Below are 21,947 nucleotides of genomic sequence, written 5' to 3' on the forward strand. Positions count from 1 at the left end.
ATTATCATGGGGATGAGGGTTATCGAGTCACATCCCTAAGTTGAATATGCTCGTTGATAGGGATGTTAAATGCTAAAAATCCGACTTAGACGCCAAGTTAAATACCGCATTGCCTTTCTGGTGCTGATGATTGCGGTATATGTCCTAGGCTTTCATTTGCTGCCTGAGCAGCTTACAAACACGCGTGAAGCCTTATCCTTAGCCGTAGTAACGGCGCTCTATTTTGTGTTGTTGCCAGTGCTTTATTGGTATTGGATTATCAAAATAGGTGCGCAAAAGCCCTGGAAGATGTTGGTTGTGTTAAGTTTGAGTAGCCTGATGGCGAGGCTTAGCTATCCGCATGAAGTGGCTGAGTATTTCGAGTTTATCGCTTGGCTACGTTACCCCATTATTGCGGTATTACTCCTTATCGAGCTGTACTTGATGGTGAGCATTATTAAGGGGTTATGGCAGGCGAGAAAGGCATCGGGGGATCCAAGATTAACTATCGTTGAGCAGTTTGCTGCAATGGCGCAGCCAGAGCCTAGTGCTGAAACGGTAAAAAGAGAGTCAATTAATCCCAACAAGCCGTCAGAGTCGGACTTGCCGCCCATACCCGATGAGAAGAGGCTAACATTGGGTTTGATCCTCGCCACTGAGCCCGCCAGTTGGTATTACGCCATTCCCTACTTTTCCCGTCGTCACCCAGAGGCCATTGGCTCACTCAACTTGCTCAGCGCTAAGCTTTGGCATGCCTTAGTTGTCATCGTGGGGTTAATGGCTGCTTCTGCGGTGAGCTACAGTTTACTCGATGGGATAAGCCATATAGCGGCTCTATTTGTTTCAGGTTTGCTTTTGTATTCCATCCTATTAATGGCGGCGAATTATCGGATCAGTCGTTATTACTCGCTCTACCAAAGGACAGATAAGCTCATCATTAATAACGGTATGTGGGGCTTTATGGCCGTTGATTTCACGCAGATTAGTGAACTGAAATTAGGACACTTTAACTGTCAGGTGTCGCAGGATGACACTACGCCTAGTGACGCGCCTGAAATATTAACCCTAGGTCGTGGTGAGGCGAATGCGCAGCTGATATTTAAGCAGCCTCAAGTTTATTACGGCGCCATGGGGCAATTACCTGAGTCATTGACTGTGGTGAACTTAGTCGTCGAGGACCCTCAAGCGTTAGCCGATACCTTAACCTTAAGCGTTGTGTTAGATAAGGCGTCGTAGCGAGAAGAATATAAGTTCGCTATCTCGGTGCAATCAGTGAATCGATTCTGCTCAAATAGGCTTATATTTTACATGGCTAAAATATAAGCCTATTCATTTATACTGGCGGCCGGGCGGCTCAGTCTTTCCATGCCGCTCAGTTTCACTTGGTATTTGTTCTCAGTAATTGCTTATGTCACTGGCTGAATATCACGACCAACCCCTGTGGTTGCGAGCGATCTCTACCTGAAAGGATAACGCTAATGTTGTTACGTCGAATCATAGTTACCTGCCTCGCCCTTATCAGTTTTTCCACCTTTGCTGCCGATAAAAGTTATCAAGATATAGTGCTAAAAACCTATCCAGATCAACAGCAAACCTCCTTAAAAAACATCGCGGGCGATAAACCGATTTACCTTAAGTTTTGGGCAACCTGGTGTCAGCCCTGTATGGAGCAGATGCCGCATTTTGAGGAATTGCAGAAAAAGTATCAGGACAAGGTCAATTTCCTCGCCCTGAATATCAATATCAACGAAGAACAACCTAAGATTGCCGAAGTGATCTCCCGTTTCGGTCTGACTATGCCAGTCTGGCTGGATAACGAGGGCGAATTGGGTGTGGCCCTAGGCTTGGTCGGGACGCCCTATAGCGTGTTAATCAATCGCGCTGGCGAGGTGGTTTACACTAGCCATGAGTCGGATGCGAACCTCGATAAATTTATCGATATGTTGGCCAATGGCCAAGAGCTCAGTGCACAAACCACTGATGCGCCAAGCCTTAAACAAGCGGCTAAGTTGCTGAAACCTTGGGAGCAAGGTGAGCATTTACTGTTTTTCACCGCCACTTGGTGTGATTGGTATTTGGCAGAGAGCCGTCCTGAAATGTCTAAGGCCTGTGTTGCCGCCCAGAAAGATTTAGACAAGCTAGCGCAACAGCTGCCGAATAAAGCCTGGCATGGGGTGGTGAATCATCTGTGGACCGACGATAAAGCCCTCGCCGATTTTAAACAGCTCTATCCTTCACGCGTCGATTTCAGTATCGATGAATTAGGCGTGCTATTTAATCATTTTAGTATCCGCAATATCCCGACATTACTTTGGGTGAAAGACGGTGAAGTCATTGAGCGTATTACCGATTTTAGCCAGCCAGATAAAATTGTCGCTAGGCTCAAGGCCGCGCCATAGGGATTCAACCATTTGGCCTTCGAGACATTCGAAGGCCTTTGGCGATGCCAGCAGCACTGATACACTACTCACGCTTTAGTTAAATGTCGTTGCCCATGGAAAGCACTGCGCAATAAACTGGCTCACAGAATGGGGAACACCCAAAGGCTGGTTGTTGCTTGGCACTCTGCCGAGTTTTCCACCTTGTTGTTGGATTCTATTGTGGGAGTATGTGGATGGCACAGATTATCAGTAATGCTGCGGTGGGTCGTACCCTATTGATTTTATTGCTGTGTGCTGGTGTTTTCTTTTTTATCGATTTTTTAGTTCCCGCCTTGGCCGCCCTGATCGTCTGCTTCTCCAGTTGGCCGTTGTACCAAAAATTAATGGCTAAATGCGGTGGTCGCTCGGCGCTGTCTGCCACAATCGCGTTGGTCTTGATTATTGTTGGGCTTATCACGCCGCTTATTTTTGTATTTTCCTATGCATTACAAGAGATTCGAGCCTGGGTGGAGTGGCTGGTGTATGCCAACCAGCATGGCGCTCCCGTGCCGCTGTGGATTAAGGATTTACCTTGGATTGGTGAGTGGCTTACCCTGCAATGGCAGCAGTTTATCGGTGAACCCCATGAGCTAGGCAAGATAGTCAGCGCCATTAGCGGTCAGAATCTGAGTGGTATTTCTCGCTGGGTACTGCAATTGGGCTGGAATACCTTAGGCCTGTTGCTGACTCTTCTCTTTATGCTGATCACCTTGTTTTTCTTATATAAAGATGGCGAGTCGGTCGCCAAACAGCTGGATATTGTCGGCGAGCGCATTCTTCCTGCACGCTGGCATCGATTCTCCCGTGTGGTGCCTGCGACTGTGAGTTCAACCGTTATCGGCATGACGCTTATCGCCATCGGCGAGGGCATAGTGCTGGGGATTGCTTACTGGATTGCTGGCGTGCCTTCGGCCGTGGCCTTTGGGGTGTTGACCGCGTTTATGGCCTTAGTGCCCGGCGGCGCGCCAACCATGTTCACTTTGATCTCACTGTATTTAGTTGGCACCGGCGATATGACTGCGGGAGTGGGCTTATTCCTCTGGGGCAGTATCGAGCTGTTTATTGTCGATAAAACCCTAAGACCTAATCTGGTTGGCGGGCCAATCAAATTACCTTTCCTGCCGACCTTTTTCGGTTTGATTGGCGGAGTGAAAACCATGGGGTTCGTTGGCCTGTTTGTCGGCCCGGTATTGATGGCGTTGCTGATTGCTATCTGGCGCGAGTGGTTAAGGGATGAGCCTGATCATACGCTGGTAACCGAATCCCTTGAATCCCCAAGGGAGCAAGGTCAGTCAAGCTAGAGCTGAGTGAGCGCTTGTTTACGCTCTTCGGTGTAATACCACCAAGGTTTAGGGTCGTCACCCGCCATAAAGCGGGTGACAGATATAAACACATCCAGCATGCAGGGATCCTGGATTTGCCCTGTTAATCGATTGATACGCGAGTACATTTCGTAGGGATCTTGCCCTAACAGTTGTTCTGGGCTCTCGATGCCGAGTAATCGTAAATCTGCTGCGCAGGCCTTACCAATATTGGGTAAATCCGTTAATCGCTTTACCTCGTTGCGCACTACCTTTGCTGGATTCATCTATTAGCCCCATATCTAGCCCCTATGACTATGAGTCTACCTCTTGCTCCCGCTTTAGTCAGGCATTCAAGCGACAACACTGGTTGTTTTGGGTTCTGCAAAGCGTTGCTGTACTTCTAGTACCTGCGCTTTGCACTCGATAAAGGCGCGAGTGAGTTTAGGATCAAACTGAGTGCCAGCATTTTCTTCAATATAATCAAATGCCTTTTGTGTGCTCCAAGCCACTTTATAGGGGCGGTCTGAGGTGAGTGCATCGAAGACATCGGCGATGGCGGCAATGCGGGCACTTAATGGAATTTGCTCGCCTGCTAGCCTGTGGGGATAACCTGTTCCGTCCCAACGTTCGTGATGATAGAGCGCGATCTCCTTGGCGAGGGATAACAGCGGGTCATCGTCATCACCGAGGATCTGCGCGCCAAAGGAAGCGTGTTGCTGCATTTGGCGTCGCTCATCATCGGTTAATTTTCCCGGCTTAGACAGGATCGAATCTGGGATGCCGATTTTGCCAATATCGTGCATCGGGAGCGCGGTAAAATACATCTCACACCAAGCTTGGGAATCACACACATATTGGGCCAAAATGCGGCCGTAGTGGCTCATTCTAGTAATATGTAGGCCCGTTTCGTTATCGCGATACTCCGCCGCCAGCCCCAGTTTTTGGATAATTTTATGGCGAGTCAATTCCAACTCTTGTGTCCGTTGCTGTACTAGGGCTTCTAGCTGCCTTGCCTGATTACTCAAGGCTAAATGGGTTTGAGTGCGCACCTTGAGTACCGCAGGGCTAATGGGTTTGGAAATATAGTCCACTGCACCGAGTTCAAAGCCTGTTTGCTCATCTATGGTATCGGTTTTGGCGGTCACAAAGATCACAGGGATCTTGCTGGTGATGGGGTCTCGCTTAAGCCTACGACAGGTCTCGAAGCCATCCATCTCAGGCATCATCACATCGAGTAAGATAAGCTCTGGGAGGGGATGGGTGCTGGCCAGTTTAAGCGCCTTTTCACCTGAGGTTGCGGCGCGGATTGTGTATTGATCTGACAAGATCCCGTGAATAATCTGAATATTATCGGGTGTATCATCCACCACTAATAATATGGGTTTAGTGACAAGTGAAGTCATGGTTTCGCCTCTACTGAGTCGGTTTGTTTCCCGTATTAATCCGGTGGCGAGACTGAGAAAACCCCAATTCGTCCCCGTTAATGCCAGTGCCAAACTAGGCGGGTAGTGCTGCTTAATTCCATGAAAGAGTTTTATAACAATATGAAAATCATCATAAAATTATGATGGCTATGTTTTCATCGTTCAGGTTATATGATGGCGGTAGCTATGAGCTTGACGGAAAATAAGATAACGGATTTAACAGCTGGTTAAATCTTGTTCTGACCAGATAATAACCCAAAAAAATGTATCATGTTGTATCTTTTGGTTTGTTTTGTTCACACTTTTAGGGATTAATGCTTTTTAGTGTGAGTGGTTTTTTCTACAATTACTGCCTGTTTTATGAGCTAAGGTGCCATTGGCCTCATGGATCAAATGGCCAAGCCTGTTCCATCCATTACCTCGGGTTCAATTGAATCCACAGTGTTTTAGCTGTTCGCATTTCGTCTGTTCTCATTCTTAAGTACACCATTCATACCAGCGGGACGGTAAGAAACTTAACCTAAGAGGAAAAGTTATGGCCGTTTTTGGCATTCTTTCGGGTCGTTTAGATAAGGCCATTCGACACATCTTTACGACCATTGGCGGCCAGCGTCAAAGCGTAAAACCTAGCGTGCGTGTTATCTCCTCGCTGGGGTATTTTGCCTGTCTCTTGAGTCTGTCGGCGTCTTTACTGTGGTTATGGCCGAATACGATTGCGGCCAATGAGATGTCACTGCAAGAACATCGTCAGGCTTTATCCCAATTGACGCCGGCGCAAAAACTCGCCCATAGCCATAGGGTGAGTATGATTTTGGAGGCGGATAGACCCTTTTGGAATCAAGTCGCTAAGTTTGCCAAGATTGCGGCCATGGATCTTAATATCCAGCTCGACATCGTCTACGGCGATGGCACGCCGGAAACCTTACTCGCTCTGGGACATGAGGCGATAGATAACGCCGTTGCTGGGATTATTTTTGTCCCTATCTTAGGTATGGGACAGGACCTCTTAGTGGAGGCCAAACGCAACAATATCCCCGTCGTGACCATTAACTCCGAATTTGCCCAAAGCTCATTGGCCTTAAGAACCCAAAATCCTAACTGGGTTGGTAAGGTGACGATGAATAGCAGTAATCTGGGGCAAAATCTGCTCGAAAAAATGTTTGAGGAGGAAGCCAGCTCCGAGCAGATGAACCTGTTGCTACTCGCGGGAAGTAAGGACAATCTCGATGTGCAAAAGCGTACCGCTGAACTCAAAAATGCCGTGAGCAGGCAATTTGCCAATGCCAAATTCAAGGTCGTTAATACCGATTGGAGCGCCTCGGCGGCGCGTGCCGCTTACCTTAAGGCGATACAGCAAGATCCTAATATTAATACCGTGATTGCAATGAACACCACTATGGCCATGGCGGTGACCCATGAGGCCGAAGCCGATACTTCGCGCCCTATGCCCCATATTGGTTCGCTAAGTTGGAATCATCAATTGGCACAAGGGATCCAAAAGGGCACTGTCGCTGCGGGTGTCGGCGGGGTGGAGTTTCAAGGCGCCTTTGGCCTTGTGTTGCTATTTGATTATTTAAACGGGGTGGATACTCGCGCTAAGGGCTTCGAGTTTCAGGTGTTGCCTTTGATCATCAGCCCCAATAACTATAACGATTACTATGAGTTACTCGATTTTGACTCACTGCAACCTGACTTTTCTCGGGTGTCTCTTGCGCTAAATACGAATCTGTTTTTGGTGGATTTTCGCTTAGGCAGCTTGATCCCTAATATGGATGTTCACCGCTTTATGACTCAGCTAAGCGTGGAGGAAAGGGCCTTTATCAACAACAATCCTATCGTCAAGGTTGGGATTGATCCTCATTCCGCTCCCATTGATTTTATTGATGAAAACGGCATCCACCGTGGCATGATGGCGGATTATCTCGCCGAGATCAGCCGCGTCGTACCGCTGATCTTCCAGACCTATAACGAAGGTTCTTGGCAGCAAGCCATCGATGAATTTAAGCGGCACGATGTGGATATGTTATCGCTGGCCTCGGCCAATGCTGGCCGTGAACAATGGATGTTATTTACCGATGCCATCAATCAATATCCGCCTGTGATAGTCACCCATGTCGATGGAGAACATCCCAGCAGTTTAGAGCAGCTTAAGGGCAAGTCAGTCAGTGTGGTTTCGGGCGATGTGACACAAACGCAACTGCTTGAAGATTATCCTGAAATCGTCCTTATCCCCTTTGAAAATCTTGAGCAAGCGTTAATGGCGGTGAAGCAACACCAAGTCGATGCTGCCTTTGTGAATTTCCCGAGCACAGCTTACTTATTGCAATCGCCACAGTTTAATCGACTGCAAATTGTGTCTGCCAGTGACTACCGCTTTGGTATCTCTATGGGGGTGCGTAAGGATTGGCCTGAGCTACAGAGCATTTTAAATAAGGCTCTGGCTCAAATCCCCCAGGATAAAGTACGTGAAATTCAGCACCGCTGGGTAAACGTGCAATATGAACTGGGACTCAAGAAGCAGCAAGTATTTGACTGGGCGGTGCGAATTGCCGTGGCCGTCGTGCTTGTTCTGCTGATGTTTAGCTTGCGAAACAGAAGGTTAAATAAAGATATCGCACAGCGGATCCACACCGAGGAGCAGCTCAGCCTGAGTATGAATAAATTCCAAGCCTTATTCGACTCGGCGGTCGACGCCTGTGTGATTACCGATAGGCAAGGGGTGATTATTGAATGTAACTCAGCCCTGTTATCACTACTTAAATATCAGCATAAACATCAGCTTATTGGTCGTCGCACTCTAGTTTATTATCCACCGCACTTGGGCGAAACCGACAGCGAGACCCTGTTCGAGCAACGTCTACAGACTGTGCTGGAGCAGGGGCAGTTGCGATTCGAAGCCGATTTTGTGACCTCAATGGCGGAAATTGTCAATGTTGAGGTCACGCTTAAGCGCATCGAGCTCAATGGCTCGCTGTTTGTATTGGGCACCTATCACGATCTGTCGGAACGAAAGCTGATGAATGCCTTGCTTGAACGCGAGCGGGATCTGCTCAAACACGTGTTAGGTAGAAGCCCGATTGGCGTTTGGATCTGTATCGAAGGCGTCTGCCGCTATGTGAACGAGCAAATTACCGAGATGACAGGGTTACAAGTGGGCCAATCCGTTTACCCGATTTTTGCGCAGCCCGATGACTACCGTTGCCATATTAGTGAATTGGATTTAAGTCAAGACAGTACCGTCTTTGAAACTCAACTATTTGATTGCAAAGGGCAGCGCCGTGATGTGTTGTTAACGGCGTACCACACAGTGCAGGATGGCCAGAATGCTAACCTCTGCTGGGCCTTGGATATTACCGACACTAAGTCGATTCAGGATGAGCTGGCCATCGCTAAGGACGCCGCCGAGGCGGCAAACCGTGCTAAGTCTGACTTTTTAGCGAATATGTCCCATGAGATCCGCACGCCGATGAATGCGATCCTCGGTATGTCGTATTTGGTGTTGCAGACAGAGTTAAGCAGTAAACAGCGGGATTATGTGGGCAAAGTGCATCAGGCGGCGGGCTCGCTGCTGGGTATTCTCAACGATATTTTGGATTTTTCCAAAATTGAGGCCGAGAAGATGGATATCGAATGCGCTGTGTTCGATCTCGATGATGTGCTGTCTAATTTGGCCAATGTGGTGAGTTATAAGGTCGAAGAGAAGAACATGGCGTTTATCTTCGATCTGCCGCCCGAATTGCCCCGCTACTACCATGGTGATGGCCTGCGCTTGGGGCAGATCCTGATCAACTACTGCAATAATGCGGTCAAATTCTCCCATAACGACAGCAATGTGGTATTGAGCTGCGAGAGTAAAGTGCATGGTGAGCAGGTTGAGCTGACCTTCTGTGTGGAAGATTTTGGCATTGGTATTCCGGAGCAAAAACAAGGGGTTCTTTTTGGCTCCTTCGAGCAGGTGGATGCCTCTACTTCTCGGGAATATGGCGGCACAGGCTTAGGTTTAGCTATCTGTAAGCGCCTCGCTCATCTGATGGGCGGCGAGGTCTGGTGTGAGAGCGAATTAGGCGTCGGCAGTCGTTTTTATGTCAGACTCACTCTCGATTGTGCCGATACCTACGATCCTAATGCTTTGTTTGATCCCTTAGCGGGAGAAACCGCTAAGCTGATCGGTTTACACCCTAGGTTAGATAAACTGCTGACCATACATGGTGTTTCGGCAAACATGCAGGTCGAGAGTGCCGATGTGGGTACAGTGATCGCCCAACTTAAACAGTCGTCCACAAGGCAATTGCTGATCTGCGATTACAGTGCATTTGTGCCTGAATTATTGGAAGCATTGGCGGTTAATCAAGCATCGCGAATGTTACTGATTGGTCAGCTAAGCGATCAGGACTCTCTTAGACAACTCATTGAAAATAATGACAGAGTCATATCGCAGACTAAACCGCTTACGCCGATTGCCATAGGTAATGCGCTGTTATCCCTGCTGGGACATCAGAGTGAGGATGGCAGGCAAGTACAGCAGGATCATTCGCTGCATGCCCTTAAGACCCAACTGGCGGGCGCAGAGGTGTTGTTAGTGGAGGATAACCAGCTCAATCAAGAGTTGGCGGTGGAGCTATTACGTCAGGCGGGCATCAATGTCACTGTGGCAAATCATGGGCTTGAGGCCATTGAGAGAGTTGAGCAGCAGTACTTCGATTGCGTATTAATGGATTGCCAGATGCCTGTGCTCGATGGTTACGAGGCGACGCGTCGCATCCGCGAATTGCCCCAATTTGCCAACTTACCGATCTTGGCGATGACGGCCAATGCCATGTCCGGCGATATTGAAAAGGCACTGGCGGTGGGGATGAATGATCAGATCACTAAGCCTGTGCATGTGAAGGATCTCTACACTGTGATGGCGCGCTGGATCACACCCAAGCAGCGAAAATCAGTGCCCTTAGTATTGAAACGCTCGACCCATGCTCAGGATTTACCGCAGCTCGAGGGTTTAAGTATTCAAAATGGTTTGTCGCACTGTGATCACAACGAATCACTCTATAGCCATTTGTTGGGCTTATTTATCAACACCAGTAAGACCTTATTGGGGCAGCAGCAACGTGCCTGGCAGGAGGAAAACGCCGATGAGCTGCGCTTAAGCTTGCACACCTTAAAGGGCGTTGCCGCCAACGTCGGGGCGATGGAGATCAGCCGCCTTGCCAGTGAACTCGAGCTGCAATGCCTGACTGCGAAGCGGAGTTTTACGGTCGAGCTGCATGAGCAGTTATTGGCGTTACAAACTGAGTTACAGTGTTTAGTCAGTGGCTTAGAGATCTGGTATCAGCAGAACAATAGCATCAAGCCGGAAGCCTCGTTCAGCGATGAAGCGCTCGCGGCCATGTGGCCGCAGTTAGAGCAAAGCCTGCTGGAATACAACACCAATGCCTTGGAGTGGGTGAATAAGCTGACCCATGCGCCGCAGTTACAGGGGGAGTCAGGCCTGCTCAAACAGTTAAAAATGGACGTTGAACTGTTTGATTTTGAACAGGCATTAGTGCGACTACTAACCCTTAAACAGGCGCAACAGGCGAGGGCGACGACATGCAGTTAACTCAAATGCAGTGCTTGATAGTCGAGGATATGGATGCCCTGCGTAAGATTATGGCCGAGCAGCTGCGCCAACTCGGCTTCGGTCAAGTGTTGCAAGCCGATTGTGGTCGCCAAGCCTTGGATATGTTGCAGCGAATGCATATCGATCTCCTGTTACTGGATTGGAGTATGCCGGACGGCCATGGGCAAGAGTTACTCGAGAGCCTGCGCCAGCAGGATAAATGGCAAGATTTGCCCATTATCATAGTGACCGCCAACGCCCATCGCAGTTTAGTGGAAGTGGCGATGAAATATGGGGTGTTGGATATTATCGCCAAGCCCTTTAACTCCAAAACCTTGCAGGCCAGAGTGTTACAGGCACTTACGCGTCGCCATAAGCGCACTCAAGTTACGCCATCTTCAGCGATGGCGGCCAAAATAGACGCGACGGCGACAACGGAAACTGCGCCCGCCTTGAATGTGGTGCTGGTGGTCGATGATATGCCGGACAATCTGGCCTTTATGGCGGGGCTGTTAAACGACGACTATAAGGTGCTGTTTGCCAAGGACGGTAAGGCAGGGCTAAAAATTTGCCAGTCGGCGACGCCGCCCGATGTGGTGTTGTTAGATGTAATGATGCCCGAAATGGACGGGCATCAAGTGTTACAAGCCTTAAGAACTGAGCCGCGATCGGCCGAGATCCCGGTAATCTTTGTCAGTGCCCTCGGTGAAGTTGAGCATCATCTGCAGGGGCTAAGAGGCGGCGCAATCGACTATCTCACTAAGCCCGTGCAGCCGGAGATCTTAAAGCTCAAGCTGGCAAATGTGCTGGCGCAAGTGCAGCGTCAACGGGCATTACAGCAAGAGTGCGACGAGCTGTTGCGTCTGGCACAACTTAAAGACAATGCCGATAGCATCATAAGCCACGATCTTAAAAATCCGCTGGCGACAATAAGCGCCTTGGCGCAAAAACTCGCGCAGGATAAAAACTTCCCTAAGGAGTGGCTGTCCAAGATCAATTTGGTCGATGAGTTGGCACTACAGTCGATTAATACCGTGAATTTAACCTCGGAGGTCCTGCGTATCGAGGCGGGGCAATATGCCTTGGATGCCGAGTGGTTTTCGGTGCATGAGATGCTAAAGCAGTTGCTACAGGCGGCGCAGGTCAACTTTCACAGCAAACAATTAGTGGCTTACTTGTCTCCTGATGAAGATCCCTGCAGTAGCTTCGATGTAATGGGCGATCCTAAATTGTGTCACCCTATGTTATTCAACCTGATTAAAAATGCCTTCGAGGCGGCGCGCCCTAAGACAAAAGTGGCAATTTCGCTATCGCGCCACGAAGGTGATGTACTGATCGCTATCGAAAACACGGGCGCCGTGCCCGCCGATATCCGTGAACAGTTTTGGGAAAAATATGTCACGCAAGGTAAGGCTGAAGGATTAGGCATTGGCACCTATGCGGCGCGCTTATTTGCTCTGGCGCAAAAGGGCGAGGCCAATCTCGTGGTGGATGATGCTAAGTTACTGACTCGAGTTGAGATCCGCTTACCCGCGGCTATCGATGCCGTGGTCGCAGAGTGATAAAGACACAACAAAAAGGGCAAGCCTTAGCTTGCCCTTAGCGCGTTAGAGTTTACTGATATCGACGTTCAGGCTGTCTAAGTGTTTTAGAATGTCGGGGTTCACATTCGTATCGACACGCCCGCCTAAATGCTCAGCAAAAAACTGTTCGGTGGCGACAATCGATGCCAGTTTGTTGGCACGTTTACTAAAGCCATGTCCTTCATCTTTTGCTAGTACGTACTTAACGGGCAAAGACTTTTGATACATCTTCTTGGCGATATTATCCGACTCAATTTGGGTGACGCGTGGATCGTTCGCCCCTTGGATCAGCATCAATGGCGCCTTGATATTATCGACATAGTTAATTGGCGAGCGCTTTTCCATATCTTGCTTCTGCTCGGCAATTTGCGGATCGCCCACCGACTCAAACCATTGGCCTAAGTAGGGGCGCCAGTAGTCGGGGAAGGAATTCATCAGCGTCACTAGGCTCGATGGCCCCACGTAAGCGATCACCGCTTGGTACAAGTCAGGTGTAAAGGTCGCACCAGACAGTGCCGCATAACCACCGTAGGAGGCGCCGAAGATCCCTAAACGTTGTTTATCGGCAATACCTTGTTCGACTAAGTAATTGGCCCCGTCGGTGAGATCGTGCTGCATGCTGCCAATCCCCCAGTTATTGTTACCTAGGTTTAAGAATTTCTTACCAAAACCCGTCGAGGCGCGGAAGTTAGGTTGCAACACGGCATAACCACGGTTGGCATAGAACTGGGCAATCGCGTGGAAATAACCCGAGTCGAGTGTCCAAAAATCCCGTGCCCAAGGGCCGCCATGGGGCAGGATAATGGTCGGTAGCTGAGTCTGTTTACCTTTCGGTAGCGTTAAATAGGCTTGGATTTTCACCCCATCCCGCGCGGTATACACGATAGATTGGCGTGGCGAGAGTTGATCCGCAGGAATGCTGGCTGGAATGTCCACTAATAGATGGATATCCCCAGTGGCGGCATTGTATTGATAGTCAGCGCCTGCGGCTCTGTCGCTGGCGACATGAATTTGCCACAGATTGGTTTTCTCGTTCATCTCGCCAATTGTGATTTCAACATCTTGATTAAAATGACGATTAATCACATCCCAATGGCGGGTAAACTCGGCATCTAAGGGATAAACCCGTAAACGTCCACCGTAGTAACCAACTGCCAAGGGCTCACCCGCATCGCTAAACTGTACCGCAAATACGTCGGCCTCGTTGTCGGGATCCCTGTGAATGGTTTCATATTTACCCGTCATCAGATCGACTTTCAGCAATTCCTGTTTATCGCGATCGCCGATATTGGCGCTGATATAGGCGAGCTTCTTATCATCGTTCACTTTTAGAATATCGATGCTCTCGCCCTTGGCACTTTGAATGATCTTGCGCCAGTTGCCGTCGATCTGTACATATAAGGCATTGGTGTTATCGAGATTACTGCTGCTGGCAATTACAGGTTGCCCCTGTTTATTAAACTTCACCTGAGTAAAGCTCAGCTCGTTCTTCAGGATTGGGGTTAACTTGCCATCGTTGATATTGAGCAGATAAATATCCATGCGGCTCGAATCGTCGTGGTTGGCTTGAACAACCAGTAAATCAGGATTGTCTTTTACCTGCTCGAGCACGCTGTATTGCACGTCGTCCTTATGGGTTAAGCGCTGCTCTTTGGCGGTGATTTTACCCGCGTGTTCTTCAAAGCTCAGCTTGTAAATCTGGGTGTTCTCATTACCGCCTTTGTCCTTCATAAAGAATAAGTCATTGCCCTTGGCGGACCATTCGAAGGCGCGGATAGGTTCTACCGATGTGGTCAATGGCGTGGCGCTAGCGAGGTCACTCTTATCCGCCATCAGATAGATATTGCTGGCCCCTTGGTATTCCTTTACAAAGGCGAGCCATTTGCCATCGTCGGACATTTTTAGATGGCGAATACTTTGCTCGTTAAAGAAGTTTTCGATGGGAATGAGCGGCGCCTCGGTTTGCTGCGTCGCGGCAACTTGAGGCTGTTCGTTGCGAACATCCGCCGTAGTGCAACCCGTCAGCAGCAGTGCGGCGGCAATGGCAGCACTGCATAACTGACTCGTAAATGGAAATTTTTGCATTGTCGTAACCTTAGTTTAGGAAAATTGATATTATGCTAATACGAAGATTAATTATCGTAAAACAATAAAATTATATTTCTTTGTAATATTTTTTGTCGAAGGATTATACTGGTGCTCGTTCGCTATGAACGGCTTGGGATGATGTTTGGGTGAGTGGATGAATCAAAATTTTGAAAAATTAATAAAAATCAGTGGTTTTTGTCGCTGGCTGGTGCTGTTATCTGCGGTGGCGATTATCGCCCATCTACTTTATAGCTATTGGGCCTATGATGAGATCCGCTTTAATACCAGTAATTCCCAGTTCCTCGAACTGTGGAACTTGCCGAACGCTAGCCGAAACCTGTTACTCGCCATGCTAACACCTTTATTTATCTCATTTTTAGTCGGTGTGTATTGGCTGCAACGGCTGTTATCCTGCTATCAGCGGGGGTTGTTTTTCAGTGATGAGAGCATGAAATGTTACTTGTGGCTCGTTTGGCTGAAAGCGGCCGCCTTAGTGTTTGAAATGCTACAAAACCTAGGCGTAGGCTACTATCATCAGTCATTTTTTGAGGATGGTCGCATCGAATTAGTGCTCGATTTTGGCAATATCACCACGATTTTATTGATGTTGCTGATCGTGTATTTGCTTAAAGCCGCCCGTGATTACGAGGCGGAAAACCAAGAGTTTGTTTGATTTTGAATATTATTGTTAATTTAGACGTCATGATGGCGATGCGAAAGGTGAGTTCTAAGGAGCTGGCCAAAGCGGTGGGCATTACCGAGGCTAACTTGTCCTTGCTTAAGCGGGGCAAAGTCAAAGGGGTGCGTTTTGATACCTTGGCGAGTATCTGTGAATACTTAGCCTGTCAGCCGGGGGATATTTTGGAATACCGCAAGGATGCCGAGCAAGACACGTCGGACTAAGGAAGAGGCCTAGGCTGCATGCTGTGCAGCCTAGGCTTGCGGTTTTACGCTTTTACTAACTGAGTTAAATCCGCAGGGCGGTAGTAAACTGACTTTAATACCTTGCCTTGGCGCACGACTTTACCCGCCATTTCTACATCCTTAGCGCATTTGGCGATGATAAACTCGCCCTTTTTGCTGCCAACGATTTCAACGCCTTGCTCGGCATAGAAGGCGATAGTCTCTGTCAGTTCCTGCTCATTGCGGCAAACTTTGCTCATGTTGCTCGAATGCACTTCATCCCAGCAGGCGATAAAGTCGATTTCACGGTTTTTAGCTACACACAGCAGCAAGTCGATAAGGTAGCTGATCTCTAGGCGGTCATTCATTTGGGCCGCGCCTAAATGCACTAAGCGCCCCATCAATACATACACTGAATCGACAATGGCATCGGCCTGCTCGATACGGCTATCGGCTTCGGCAAGTTCGGTTAATTCTTCAATAATCAGTGAAGTATGTAGCGTGTCGGCCTTTTCATCCAAGGAGCTAGCCTCGTTGACGGCGAGGTCGAAGGTGCTGCGAAACTCACTGATATCACGGTATAAGTGGTCATAAATGGGTTGAGTTAAACAAGTGAGTTTCATTGGGAAGCCTTAGTTTTTATCAATGGGTTTTACGAATAGATTTGCAAAATCGATTCATGGATAACAGCGGCAATTCTAAAGAAAGGTGGCGCAGAATACAAAGCGCGCTGGCGATAAGCTAAAAATACCCGCTGCCAAATCGGGGAGCAGCGGGCTTCGGCAAAGATTTAGGGTGGGGTACCGAACGGAGATTTGATTCAAGCATTGGCTAAGTCAAAACCAACTTAGCCCTTTCGTAATGAGTGCCGAGTGCAATTACTGGGCATATTTGGCAATAAGTTTATCTAAATAGGGCGCGACATCTTTGTCTGTCCAATCGAGATAGCCACGGACAAAACCGACCAGATTACCTTTCGCATCAAAAGCATAGGTCGCAGGCACTACGTTAGCAGGGATAATCTGCTCGATGTTTTTGTCAGGATCGAGCCAAGTGCGGTAGTTGCTAAAGCCATGCTGATTAAGAAAAGGTCGCACCTCTGTTACTTCTTCATCAATCGAGATGGGCACTATGGCGATATTCTTATTGGCATATTGCTGCTGGAGTTTTTGCAGCTCTGGGATTTCCCGTAAGCAGGGCGTGCACCAAGTTGCCCAAAGGTTTACTAAGGTCAATTTACCTTGGTATTGCTTTAGGGTGTGTGTTTGCCCGGCTTCATCGACAAACGGGACTTCAGGCACGCCGCGGGCATGCTGCATCTCGATAAAGCCAGTCATGACTCTGGGTTTAGGGATGGGCTCACCTGTTTCATAGAGTTTGTTTTGCAGTGAATGAGCTTGAACGGTGCAGTTCAGTAGCCATGCGGCGCAAAGGAGAGTGAGCTTGGCGATGTAAGGTTTCATGGGGTTATCCTTCTATTCAAACTGAGTAATCGGGGCTGTGGTTTAAGGGCTATGGCCTGCGTTTTATTAGGGCTAGCCCTAAACCCAACCCCACGACCAGCAGCACGATCGGGCCGAGCCAGAGTGCCAGTGTGGCGGGCTTAAATTCGGGCTGATAACGGATTTTTTCGCCGTAGCGCTGCACCATAAAATCGAGGATCTCGTCCCGCTTATAGCCTTGTTCCAACAGTGAAAAGATTTGCCCTTTAAGCTCATGGGCAATCGGCGCTTGCGACTCAAATAAGGTTTGATTGGTTGCCATAGGGCAGCGCAGCACTTTACTGATCTCTATGGCTTGCTGTTGGTAGGAGGCGCCAAGGTTGGGGGCCTCCTGCGCCGTGGCGAGAAATGTCGCGCCGCCAAAGCAGAGGCTCAGTGACAGCAACCAAAATAAGAGGCTCAAATAGGGCGAGCGAAACAGCGGGTTCATAACGACATTGTCTCCCTTGGTGAATTGGTTACATTCAACGCCTTTGTTTGTGGGACTCTATGGGGTTGTTTGATTGGCCAAGCGGCAATCGCGCCAGCGAGCATCATCAATAAAGCACCCAGCCAGATCCAAGTGGCTAAGGGTTTATAACTAATGCGGATCAGGTATTCGGTGTCGCTCAGTTGTAGTCCCATAGAGACATAGAGATCCCGCCAAAAACCGTGGTCTATGCCCGCATGGGATACTTCCATGCCATTACTATTAAAGGTTTGCCGCTGTGGATGCAGATAACCCAGCACAAGATCATCCTGCTTGGCATCGCGGATACTGATATTGGCCTGAATCGCTGTAAAACTTGGGGTTTCTACTGGTTCTGTGCTTTCGTACACCAGCACATAATCGGCAAGTGGTTTACCTTGCCCAGGCCCCATACGCAGCAGGGCTTCCTGCTCAAAAAATGATACTGCTGTCGCGCCGATAATGCTGACTGCCACGCCAAAATGACCGACTAGCATGGCTAGTTTTGCGCGTTTTGACGCTGAAGGCTTGACGGGCTTGGGAGGCGTCATTGCTTGGGATTTCATACACACACTCATTCCAAGACAGCAGAGCAAAAACAGCGCGCTGGTGCAGCCAAGGAATAGGAATAAGGCTCCATCGGTTTGGGTTCGAACACTCATCAGTGCCGCGATAATCACAATGACGACAGAGGGCAAGGCTAATACTTTGAGTGGCTTGCGAGTTGACGCCTTCCAAGCGATTAACGGCGCGATGCCCATTAAGATCACTGCGATAAAGGTCAATGGGACAAAAATCGCATTAAAGTAAGGTGCGCCGACCGACAACGTGCCTAAGCCTAGCAGCTCGTAGATCAGGGGATAAAAGGTGCCCAGCAGAACGGAAAAGGCTGCAACTACTAATACAATGGCTCCAAGGAGTAACAGTGTCTCTTTGCTCAATAGGTTATGGCTGACTTCTCGTTTCAATGTTGGCGCTTTGATTGCAAAGATTAATAGCGCAGCACCGACAAAAAGCACCAAAAGACAGAGTATTGACATGCCTCTGGTGGGATCTGCCGCGAAGGCATGTACCGATTGTACTATGCCGGAGCGCACCAAAAAGCTGCCGAGTAAGCTCAGTGAAAATGCCAAGATACACAAAAATAGCGTGGTCAGGGCAAAGCCTTGGGTCTTTCTGGTCAGCACTAAAGAATGCACCAGTGCAGTGGCGACTAGCCAAGGAATAAAAGAAGCATTTTCAACGGGATCCCAAAACCACCAACCGCCCCAGCCGAGCTCGTTATAGGCCCACCAAGAACCAAAGGCATTGCCTCCCGTGAGGAAAATCCACGCCAATAATACCCAAGGCCGCAAGTATTCGAGGTGGCGATGCACTAATGCGCCACCCAGCAGGGATGCTAGCGCTGCGGCAAAGCAAACGGTTAGCCCGACATAACCTAAAAACAGCATCGGCGGGTGCAGTATTAAGCCAATGTCTTGCAATATCGGATTGAGGTCACGCCCCGCAATCGGAATATTGGGCAGTAATCGGGCAAAGGGATTGGAGGTAAAGAGTAAAAACAGATTAAAGCCAAGGATAACTAAGGCGAGAATCGCCAGTAGCCGTGCAAAGTAGGCTTTATCTGTCTGCACATCGGCATTACCTAAGCCAGCGAATTTGCCCGCTTGGCGGCAATTGATAATGGCACCCCATAACGCGATGGCGAAAACCCAAAATAGCATCGAGCCTTCATGGCTGCCCCACACAGCGGCAATTTTATAGCCGAGGGCAAGCTGGCTATTGGAATGGTTCGCCACATAGGCAACCGAAAAGTCATCGCTAATAAAGCTGTAAATAAGGCATAAGAGTGCGCTCAATAAGCTTATAAACATGGCGTTAAATAATTTATTGCCGAACTCGATTAAATAAAGTTGTGACTGATGAATGCTAAAAAAATGAATAATGGCGGAGAGTAATGCCAACACAGTGCTGATGATTAGCAATATATGTCCTATTTCTGGAGTCATATTTATCATTACTCATTCCTGTGTTGCATGGTTAATTTATTTATGGCGTGTATTGGTGTGAGATTATTTTTAATTCACTTAAAGCCTATTTAGATTGTCTCGTCTGCATTTGTATTGTTTTTTGAGTGTCTTTGAACAAATCGCGCATTTCACCTATCTAGGATTGACTGGCAGGGTAGCGGAGTTTTTCGGGCAGGAATGTGATCTGTCTCGGCATTAAAATCGTCACTTTTCCCTTTGGCTATTTTTGAAAAATAAAACCATTTTTTAGCTCTTTTTAGATCTAAAAAGCCACGGTTTATTTCTAAAATATTTTCACTTATTTTTAGCTAAATTATTGGTTTTATTTTATTTGTGCCTTTTTATTTCTATTGATTTTTGAATCAAAATTTAATGTGCACTAGCGCAGGTTTTTAGGCGTTTAGCTGCTTCATCATGCCGCCACTGGTCAATTGTTTATGTCGTTCAGTGAACAGTTAGGTTCAGTGGAAAATATAAAACTAATGATAAATTAGGAGTGAATGATGAAGCGATGGAAATCCAAAGTAGCATTAGGCGTGCTATTTTGTTTAGGTTCTGCCGTAAGCGTTACCACAGTCGCCTCCGATGCTAAGTCGGAGGGTAAAGTGGTGCCTGGTGTGGGGAATAAGCAGCAATCCCACTATACTCAAGATATTTTGGCTAACCCCAATTTAAATGAAAACTTAATGGAAAAATCCCGCGGTGTGAAAACATTGCAGGATTATATTGTTCAAGAGCAAGAATTGTTTGATTTTCTATTTGAAAATCACCCAGTTTTTAAATATGACGCAGAAGGTCGATTAAAGGGTACTTATAAAGTCAGTGACCGTGGTGAAGAATATTTGCACGGTGGTGACAGTGTTGCTTACAGCAAACACAGTAAAGAAGTGAACCCGACGGATGGCACAGCGGTGCGTTACAGTTCCTACAACGATGGTCAACGTCCAAAGGCGCTGCAATATCGCTTAGGGGCTAAATCTATCCTCGATTTCCCTAACAAGTTTGTTGGCCCAGAAAAATGCGGTGAGTGTCATGGCCCGCAATACGAGAAGTGGAGACGTTCACGCCACTCTAAAACCATTCGTTTCCCTGGCGAGCATCCAGAGGTCGATAACGACCTGAAAAAAACCATGTATGGCACTAAAGATACTTCGATTCTGCCATCGGGTATTACGCCAGATGCTATCTATGCCACTGTCGGTACACCACGTACCAAGTATGGCTTTATCGACGCTTATTTAGTGCGCGGTACTTACCACGTTAAAGACGGTCTGTTGAAGGACGGCACAGGGACTATGGTCGCCGGTGGTAACCAATTCTCCCGTGGTTGGGCTGAGTGGTTAACCCCTGAAATGGCGGCAAAAATCAATAAAGCCATCCCAAGCTTCCCCGTCAAAATGGAAGACTTCGGTACCAGCGGTTCACACCAATGGGGCATGAGCTCTTACGGTGCTAAGTATGAGAAGGAATTCCTGTTCCAACCTGCTAGCTCCTATTGTGAAATGTGCCACACCTTTAAGTTTGATTTCCAAACCAAGGATGAATTCTTCGCGGCTTTAGGTAACCCGAAAGAGCTGCAAAAGCACACTATCGCCAAAGGGATTACCTGTGAAGAGTGTCACGGCGCCGGCGGTCACTTAGACGGTGGTATCGGTGGTGGCATGCCATCTAACTGTGAACGTTGTCACCAACGCTTTAACTTTGTTGAAGAGCTAGCCGAAACGCCACAGGGTAAAGAGAAGCTGGAATATGCCTTCAACGTGAAGATGAAGTCTTCTTGCCCATCCTGTGGTACTGAAGGTTCGCAAATGTTTGCCTCTGCGCACTATGACAAAGGTATGCGTTGTTCAACCTGTCACGATCCGCATGAAGTGACCGATGGCGATTGGACCTCAGGTATCACTAAGCCAAAAATCATCAAACAGTGTACTGACTGTCACACGGCTCAAGCCGAGATCGCCAAGAACACTAACACCCACAGCAACCAAACCTGTCAAAGCTGTCATATGCCAAACATGGGAAGTTGTGAAAACTTCACTGCGATCCAATTCCCAGATATGGCGGGCTTCGACAACGTGCGTAAGTCACACATGTGGAAGATTGATGTCGACCCACTGCGTAAGACCCTCAACCCACCTGAAGGCAAGTCTCGCGATGCAACCACTAAGGGCTGGACTGTGGCGAAAGACGAGAACGGCTACAACTACCTCGACCTGATGTGGACTTGTGCCCGCACGTCGGCCTCAGACCACGATGTAGTGGATAACAAAGGCTGTCATAGCCAGTTCCAATCTGAGCTGGAAGTCGGTCTGCACTTCGAAGATCAGATGGAAATCTACGGCGAAGTTCAAAAGTGGCAAAAACCCGTTAAGGATACTTTTGCTCAAGTAGAACAAGCCCTTGCCCGTATCGACAAGCTGTTAGAAGTCACCAAGCTGTCGGTAGAAGACAAGACTCAAGTGCTGATGTTGACCGACAAAGCCCAAGACGTTGTTCGCCTAATCAAGGCTGACGGTTCATGGGGCGTCCATGGTCCACGTTACTCACTGAAACGTCTCGACGCTGCCTTGACCTATGTCACTCAAGCCCAAGCCATTATCGATGGCAACGGCCTGAGCGCACAGAAAATGTAGTTCGACTCGAGTCTAACGTGTCCCCGGCACGCGAGTG

General features: G+C 48.4%; 15 protein-coding genes. 8 read left to right on the forward strand and 7 right to left on the reverse strand.

The features are described 5' to 3' along the window. The first annotated feature begins 69 nt into the window (after positions 1-69). The 3 genes from SHEWANA3_RS02510 to SHEWANA3_RS02520 all read left to right on the forward strand — a co-directional run bounded on the left by SHEWANA3_RS02510 (position 70) and on the right by SHEWANA3_RS02520 (position 3,700). Positions 70-1,215 carry a hypothetical protein gene (locus SHEWANA3_RS02510; RefSeq protein ID WP_011715683.1) on the forward strand — a complete coding sequence of 382 codons (1,146 nt, stop codon included), beginning with the start codon at positions 70-72 and terminating at the stop codon, positions 1,213-1,215. Between the two features lie 242 nt (positions 1,216-1,457). Continuing rightward, positions 1,458-2,378, forward strand: coding sequence for a redoxin family protein (locus tag SHEWANA3_RS02515; RefSeq protein ID WP_011715684.1), 921 nt, complete (start codon positions 1,458-1,460; stop codon positions 2,376-2,378). A gap of 215 nt (positions 2,379-2,593) precedes the next feature. Further along, positions 2,594-3,700 carry an AI-2E family transporter gene (locus SHEWANA3_RS02520; RefSeq protein WP_011715685.1) on the forward strand — a complete coding sequence of 369 codons (1,107 nt, stop codon included), beginning with the start codon at positions 2,594-2,596 and terminating at the stop codon, positions 3,698-3,700. Here SHEWANA3_RS02520 and SHEWANA3_RS02525 read toward each other — a convergent pair. Together SHEWANA3_RS02525 and SHEWANA3_RS02530 are read right to left on the reverse strand one after the other, a co-directional pair. Then, a complete protein-coding gene (locus SHEWANA3_RS02525) occupies positions 3,697-3,987 on the reverse strand; it encodes a helix-hairpin-helix domain-containing protein (protein WP_011715686.1) in 291 nt (96 codons plus the stop codon). The genes SHEWANA3_RS02520 and SHEWANA3_RS02525 overlap by 4 nt on opposite strands. A gap of 66 nt (positions 3,988-4,053) precedes the next feature. Further along, complete coding sequence (locus SHEWANA3_RS02530; protein ID WP_011715687.1) at positions 4,054-5,106, reverse strand: HD domain-containing phosphohydrolase; 1,053 nt, start codon at positions 5,104-5,106, stop codon at positions 4,054-4,056. Positions 5,107-5,662: 556 nt separating this feature from the next. Between SHEWANA3_RS02530 and SHEWANA3_RS02535 the strand changes: the two genes are divergently transcribed. Further along, complete coding sequence (locus SHEWANA3_RS02535) at positions 5,663-10,723, forward strand: transporter substrate-binding domain-containing protein (protein ID WP_011715688.1); 5,061 nt, start codon at positions 5,663-5,665, stop codon at positions 10,721-10,723. Further along, positions 10,714-12,285, forward strand: coding sequence for a response regulator (locus SHEWANA3_RS02540; protein WP_011715689.1), 1,572 nt, complete (start codon positions 10,714-10,716; stop codon positions 12,283-12,285). Before SHEWANA3_RS02535 ends, SHEWANA3_RS02540 begins: the two co-directional genes overlap by 10 nt. Positions 12,286-12,330: 45 nt before the next feature. On the opposite strand, the gene SHEWANA3_RS02545 is transcribed toward SHEWANA3_RS02540, so the two are convergent. Further along, a complete protein-coding gene (locus tag SHEWANA3_RS02545) occupies positions 12,331-14,391 on the reverse strand; it encodes a prolyl oligopeptidase family serine peptidase (RefSeq protein WP_011715690.1) in 2,061 nt (686 codons plus the stop codon). A gap of 157 nt (positions 14,392-14,548) precedes the next feature. Here SHEWANA3_RS02545 and SHEWANA3_RS02550 point away from each other — a divergent pair, with 157 nt between their 5' ends. Then, on the forward strand, positions 14,549-15,067 hold the full coding sequence (locus SHEWANA3_RS02550) for a DUF2975 domain-containing protein (RefSeq protein WP_011715691.1): 519 nt from the start codon (positions 14,549-14,551) through the stop codon (positions 15,065-15,067). A gap of 2 nt (positions 15,068-15,069) precedes the next feature. Next, a complete protein-coding gene (locus SHEWANA3_RS02555) occupies positions 15,070-15,297 on the forward strand; it encodes a helix-turn-helix transcriptional regulator (protein ID WP_039978987.1) in 228 nt (75 codons plus the stop codon). Positions 15,298-15,341: 44 nt separating this feature from the next. Here SHEWANA3_RS02555 and SHEWANA3_RS02560 read toward each other — a convergent pair whose 3' ends face one another. From SHEWANA3_RS02560 to SHEWANA3_RS02575, 4 genes are all read right to left on the reverse strand, one after another. Further along, the gene (locus tag SHEWANA3_RS02560; protein WP_011715693.1) at positions 15,342-15,920 is read right to left on the reverse strand and encodes a nucleoside triphosphate pyrophosphohydrolase family protein; all 579 of its coding nucleotides are present in this window, start codon (positions 15,918-15,920) and stop codon (positions 15,342-15,344) included. A gap of 255 nt (positions 15,921-16,175) precedes the next feature. Then, the gene (locus tag SHEWANA3_RS02565) at positions 16,176-16,760 is read right to left on the reverse strand and encodes a TlpA disulfide reductase family protein (protein WP_011715694.1); all 585 of its coding nucleotides are present in this window, start codon (positions 16,758-16,760) and stop codon (positions 16,176-16,178) included. A 49-nt stretch (positions 16,761-16,809) separates the two neighbouring features. Continuing rightward, positions 16,810-17,229, reverse strand: a complete 420-nt coding sequence (locus tag SHEWANA3_RS02570) for a cytochrome c-type biogenesis protein (RefSeq protein WP_011715695.1) — start codon at positions 17,227-17,229, stop codon at positions 16,810-16,812. Then, positions 17,226-19,265, reverse strand: coding sequence for a heme lyase CcmF/NrfE family subunit (locus SHEWANA3_RS02575; RefSeq protein ID WP_011715696.1), 2,040 nt, complete (start codon positions 19,263-19,265; stop codon positions 17,226-17,228). The genes SHEWANA3_RS02570 and SHEWANA3_RS02575 overlap by 4 nt, the downstream gene beginning before the upstream one ends. A gap of 515 nt (positions 19,266-19,780) precedes the next feature. Between SHEWANA3_RS02575 and sirA the strand changes: the two genes are divergently transcribed. Continuing rightward, entirely contained in the window at positions 19,781-21,910 is a 2,130-nt protein-coding gene (gene sirA / locus SHEWANA3_RS02580; RefSeq protein WP_011715697.1) for a dissimilatory sulfite reductase SirA, read from the forward strand. The last annotated feature ends 37 nt before the right edge of the window (positions 21,911-21,947 follow it).

Source organism: Shewanella sp. ANA-3 (genome assembly GCF_000203935.1).
Classification (GTDB): Bacteria; Pseudomonadota; Gammaproteobacteria; order Enterobacterales; family Shewanellaceae; genus Shewanella.

Bases quoted from the DNA above. Each gene is read 5' to 3' on its own strand.
- SHEWANA3_RS02530 (WP_011715687.1), bottom strand. From the start codon at position 5,106: ATGACTTCACTTGTCACTAAACCCATATTATTAGTGGTGGATGATACA.
- sirA (WP_011715697.1), top strand. From the start codon at position 19,781: ATGAAGCGATGGAAATCCAAAGTAGCATTAGGCGTGCTATTTTGTTTA.
- SHEWANA3_RS02550 (WP_011715691.1), top strand. From the start codon at position 14,549: ATGAATCAAAATTTTGAAAAATTAATAAAAATCAGTGGTTTTTGTCGC.
- SHEWANA3_RS02520 (WP_011715685.1), top strand. From the start codon at position 2,594: ATGGCACAGATTATCAGTAATGCTGCGGTGGGTCGTACCCTATTGATT.
- SHEWANA3_RS02525 (WP_011715686.1), bottom strand. From the start codon at position 3,987: ATGAATCCAGCAAAGGTAGTGCGCAACGAGGTAAAGCGATTAACGGAT.
- SHEWANA3_RS02515 (WP_011715684.1), top strand. From the start codon at position 1,458: ATGTTGTTACGTCGAATCATAGTTACCTGCCTCGCCCTTATCAGTTTT.
- SHEWANA3_RS02510 (WP_011715683.1), top strand. From the start codon at position 70: ATGCTAAAAATCCGACTTAGACGCCAAGTTAAATACCGCATTGCCTTT.
- SHEWANA3_RS02565 (WP_011715694.1), bottom strand. From the start codon at position 16,760: ATGAAACCTTACATCGCCAAGCTCACTCTCCTTTGCGCCGCATGGCTA.
- SHEWANA3_RS02535 (WP_011715688.1), top strand. From the start codon at position 5,663: ATGGCCGTTTTTGGCATTCTTTCGGGTCGTTTAGATAAGGCCATTCGA.
- SHEWANA3_RS02560 (WP_011715693.1), bottom strand. From the start codon at position 15,920: ATGAAACTCACTTGTTTAACTCAACCCATTTATGACCACTTATACCGT.
- SHEWANA3_RS02575 (WP_011715696.1), bottom strand. From the start codon at position 19,265: ATGATAAATATGACTCCAGAAATAGGACATATATTGCTAATCATCAGC.
- SHEWANA3_RS02545 (WP_011715690.1), bottom strand. From the start codon at position 14,391: ATGCAAAAATTTCCATTTACGAGTCAGTTATGCAGTGCTGCCATTGCC.
- SHEWANA3_RS02570 (WP_011715695.1), bottom strand. From the start codon at position 17,229: ATGAACCCGCTGTTTCGCTCGCCCTATTTGAGCCTCTTATTTTGGTTG.
- SHEWANA3_RS02540 (WP_011715689.1), top strand. From the start codon at position 10,714: ATGCAGTTAACTCAAATGCAGTGCTTGATAGTCGAGGATATGGATGCC.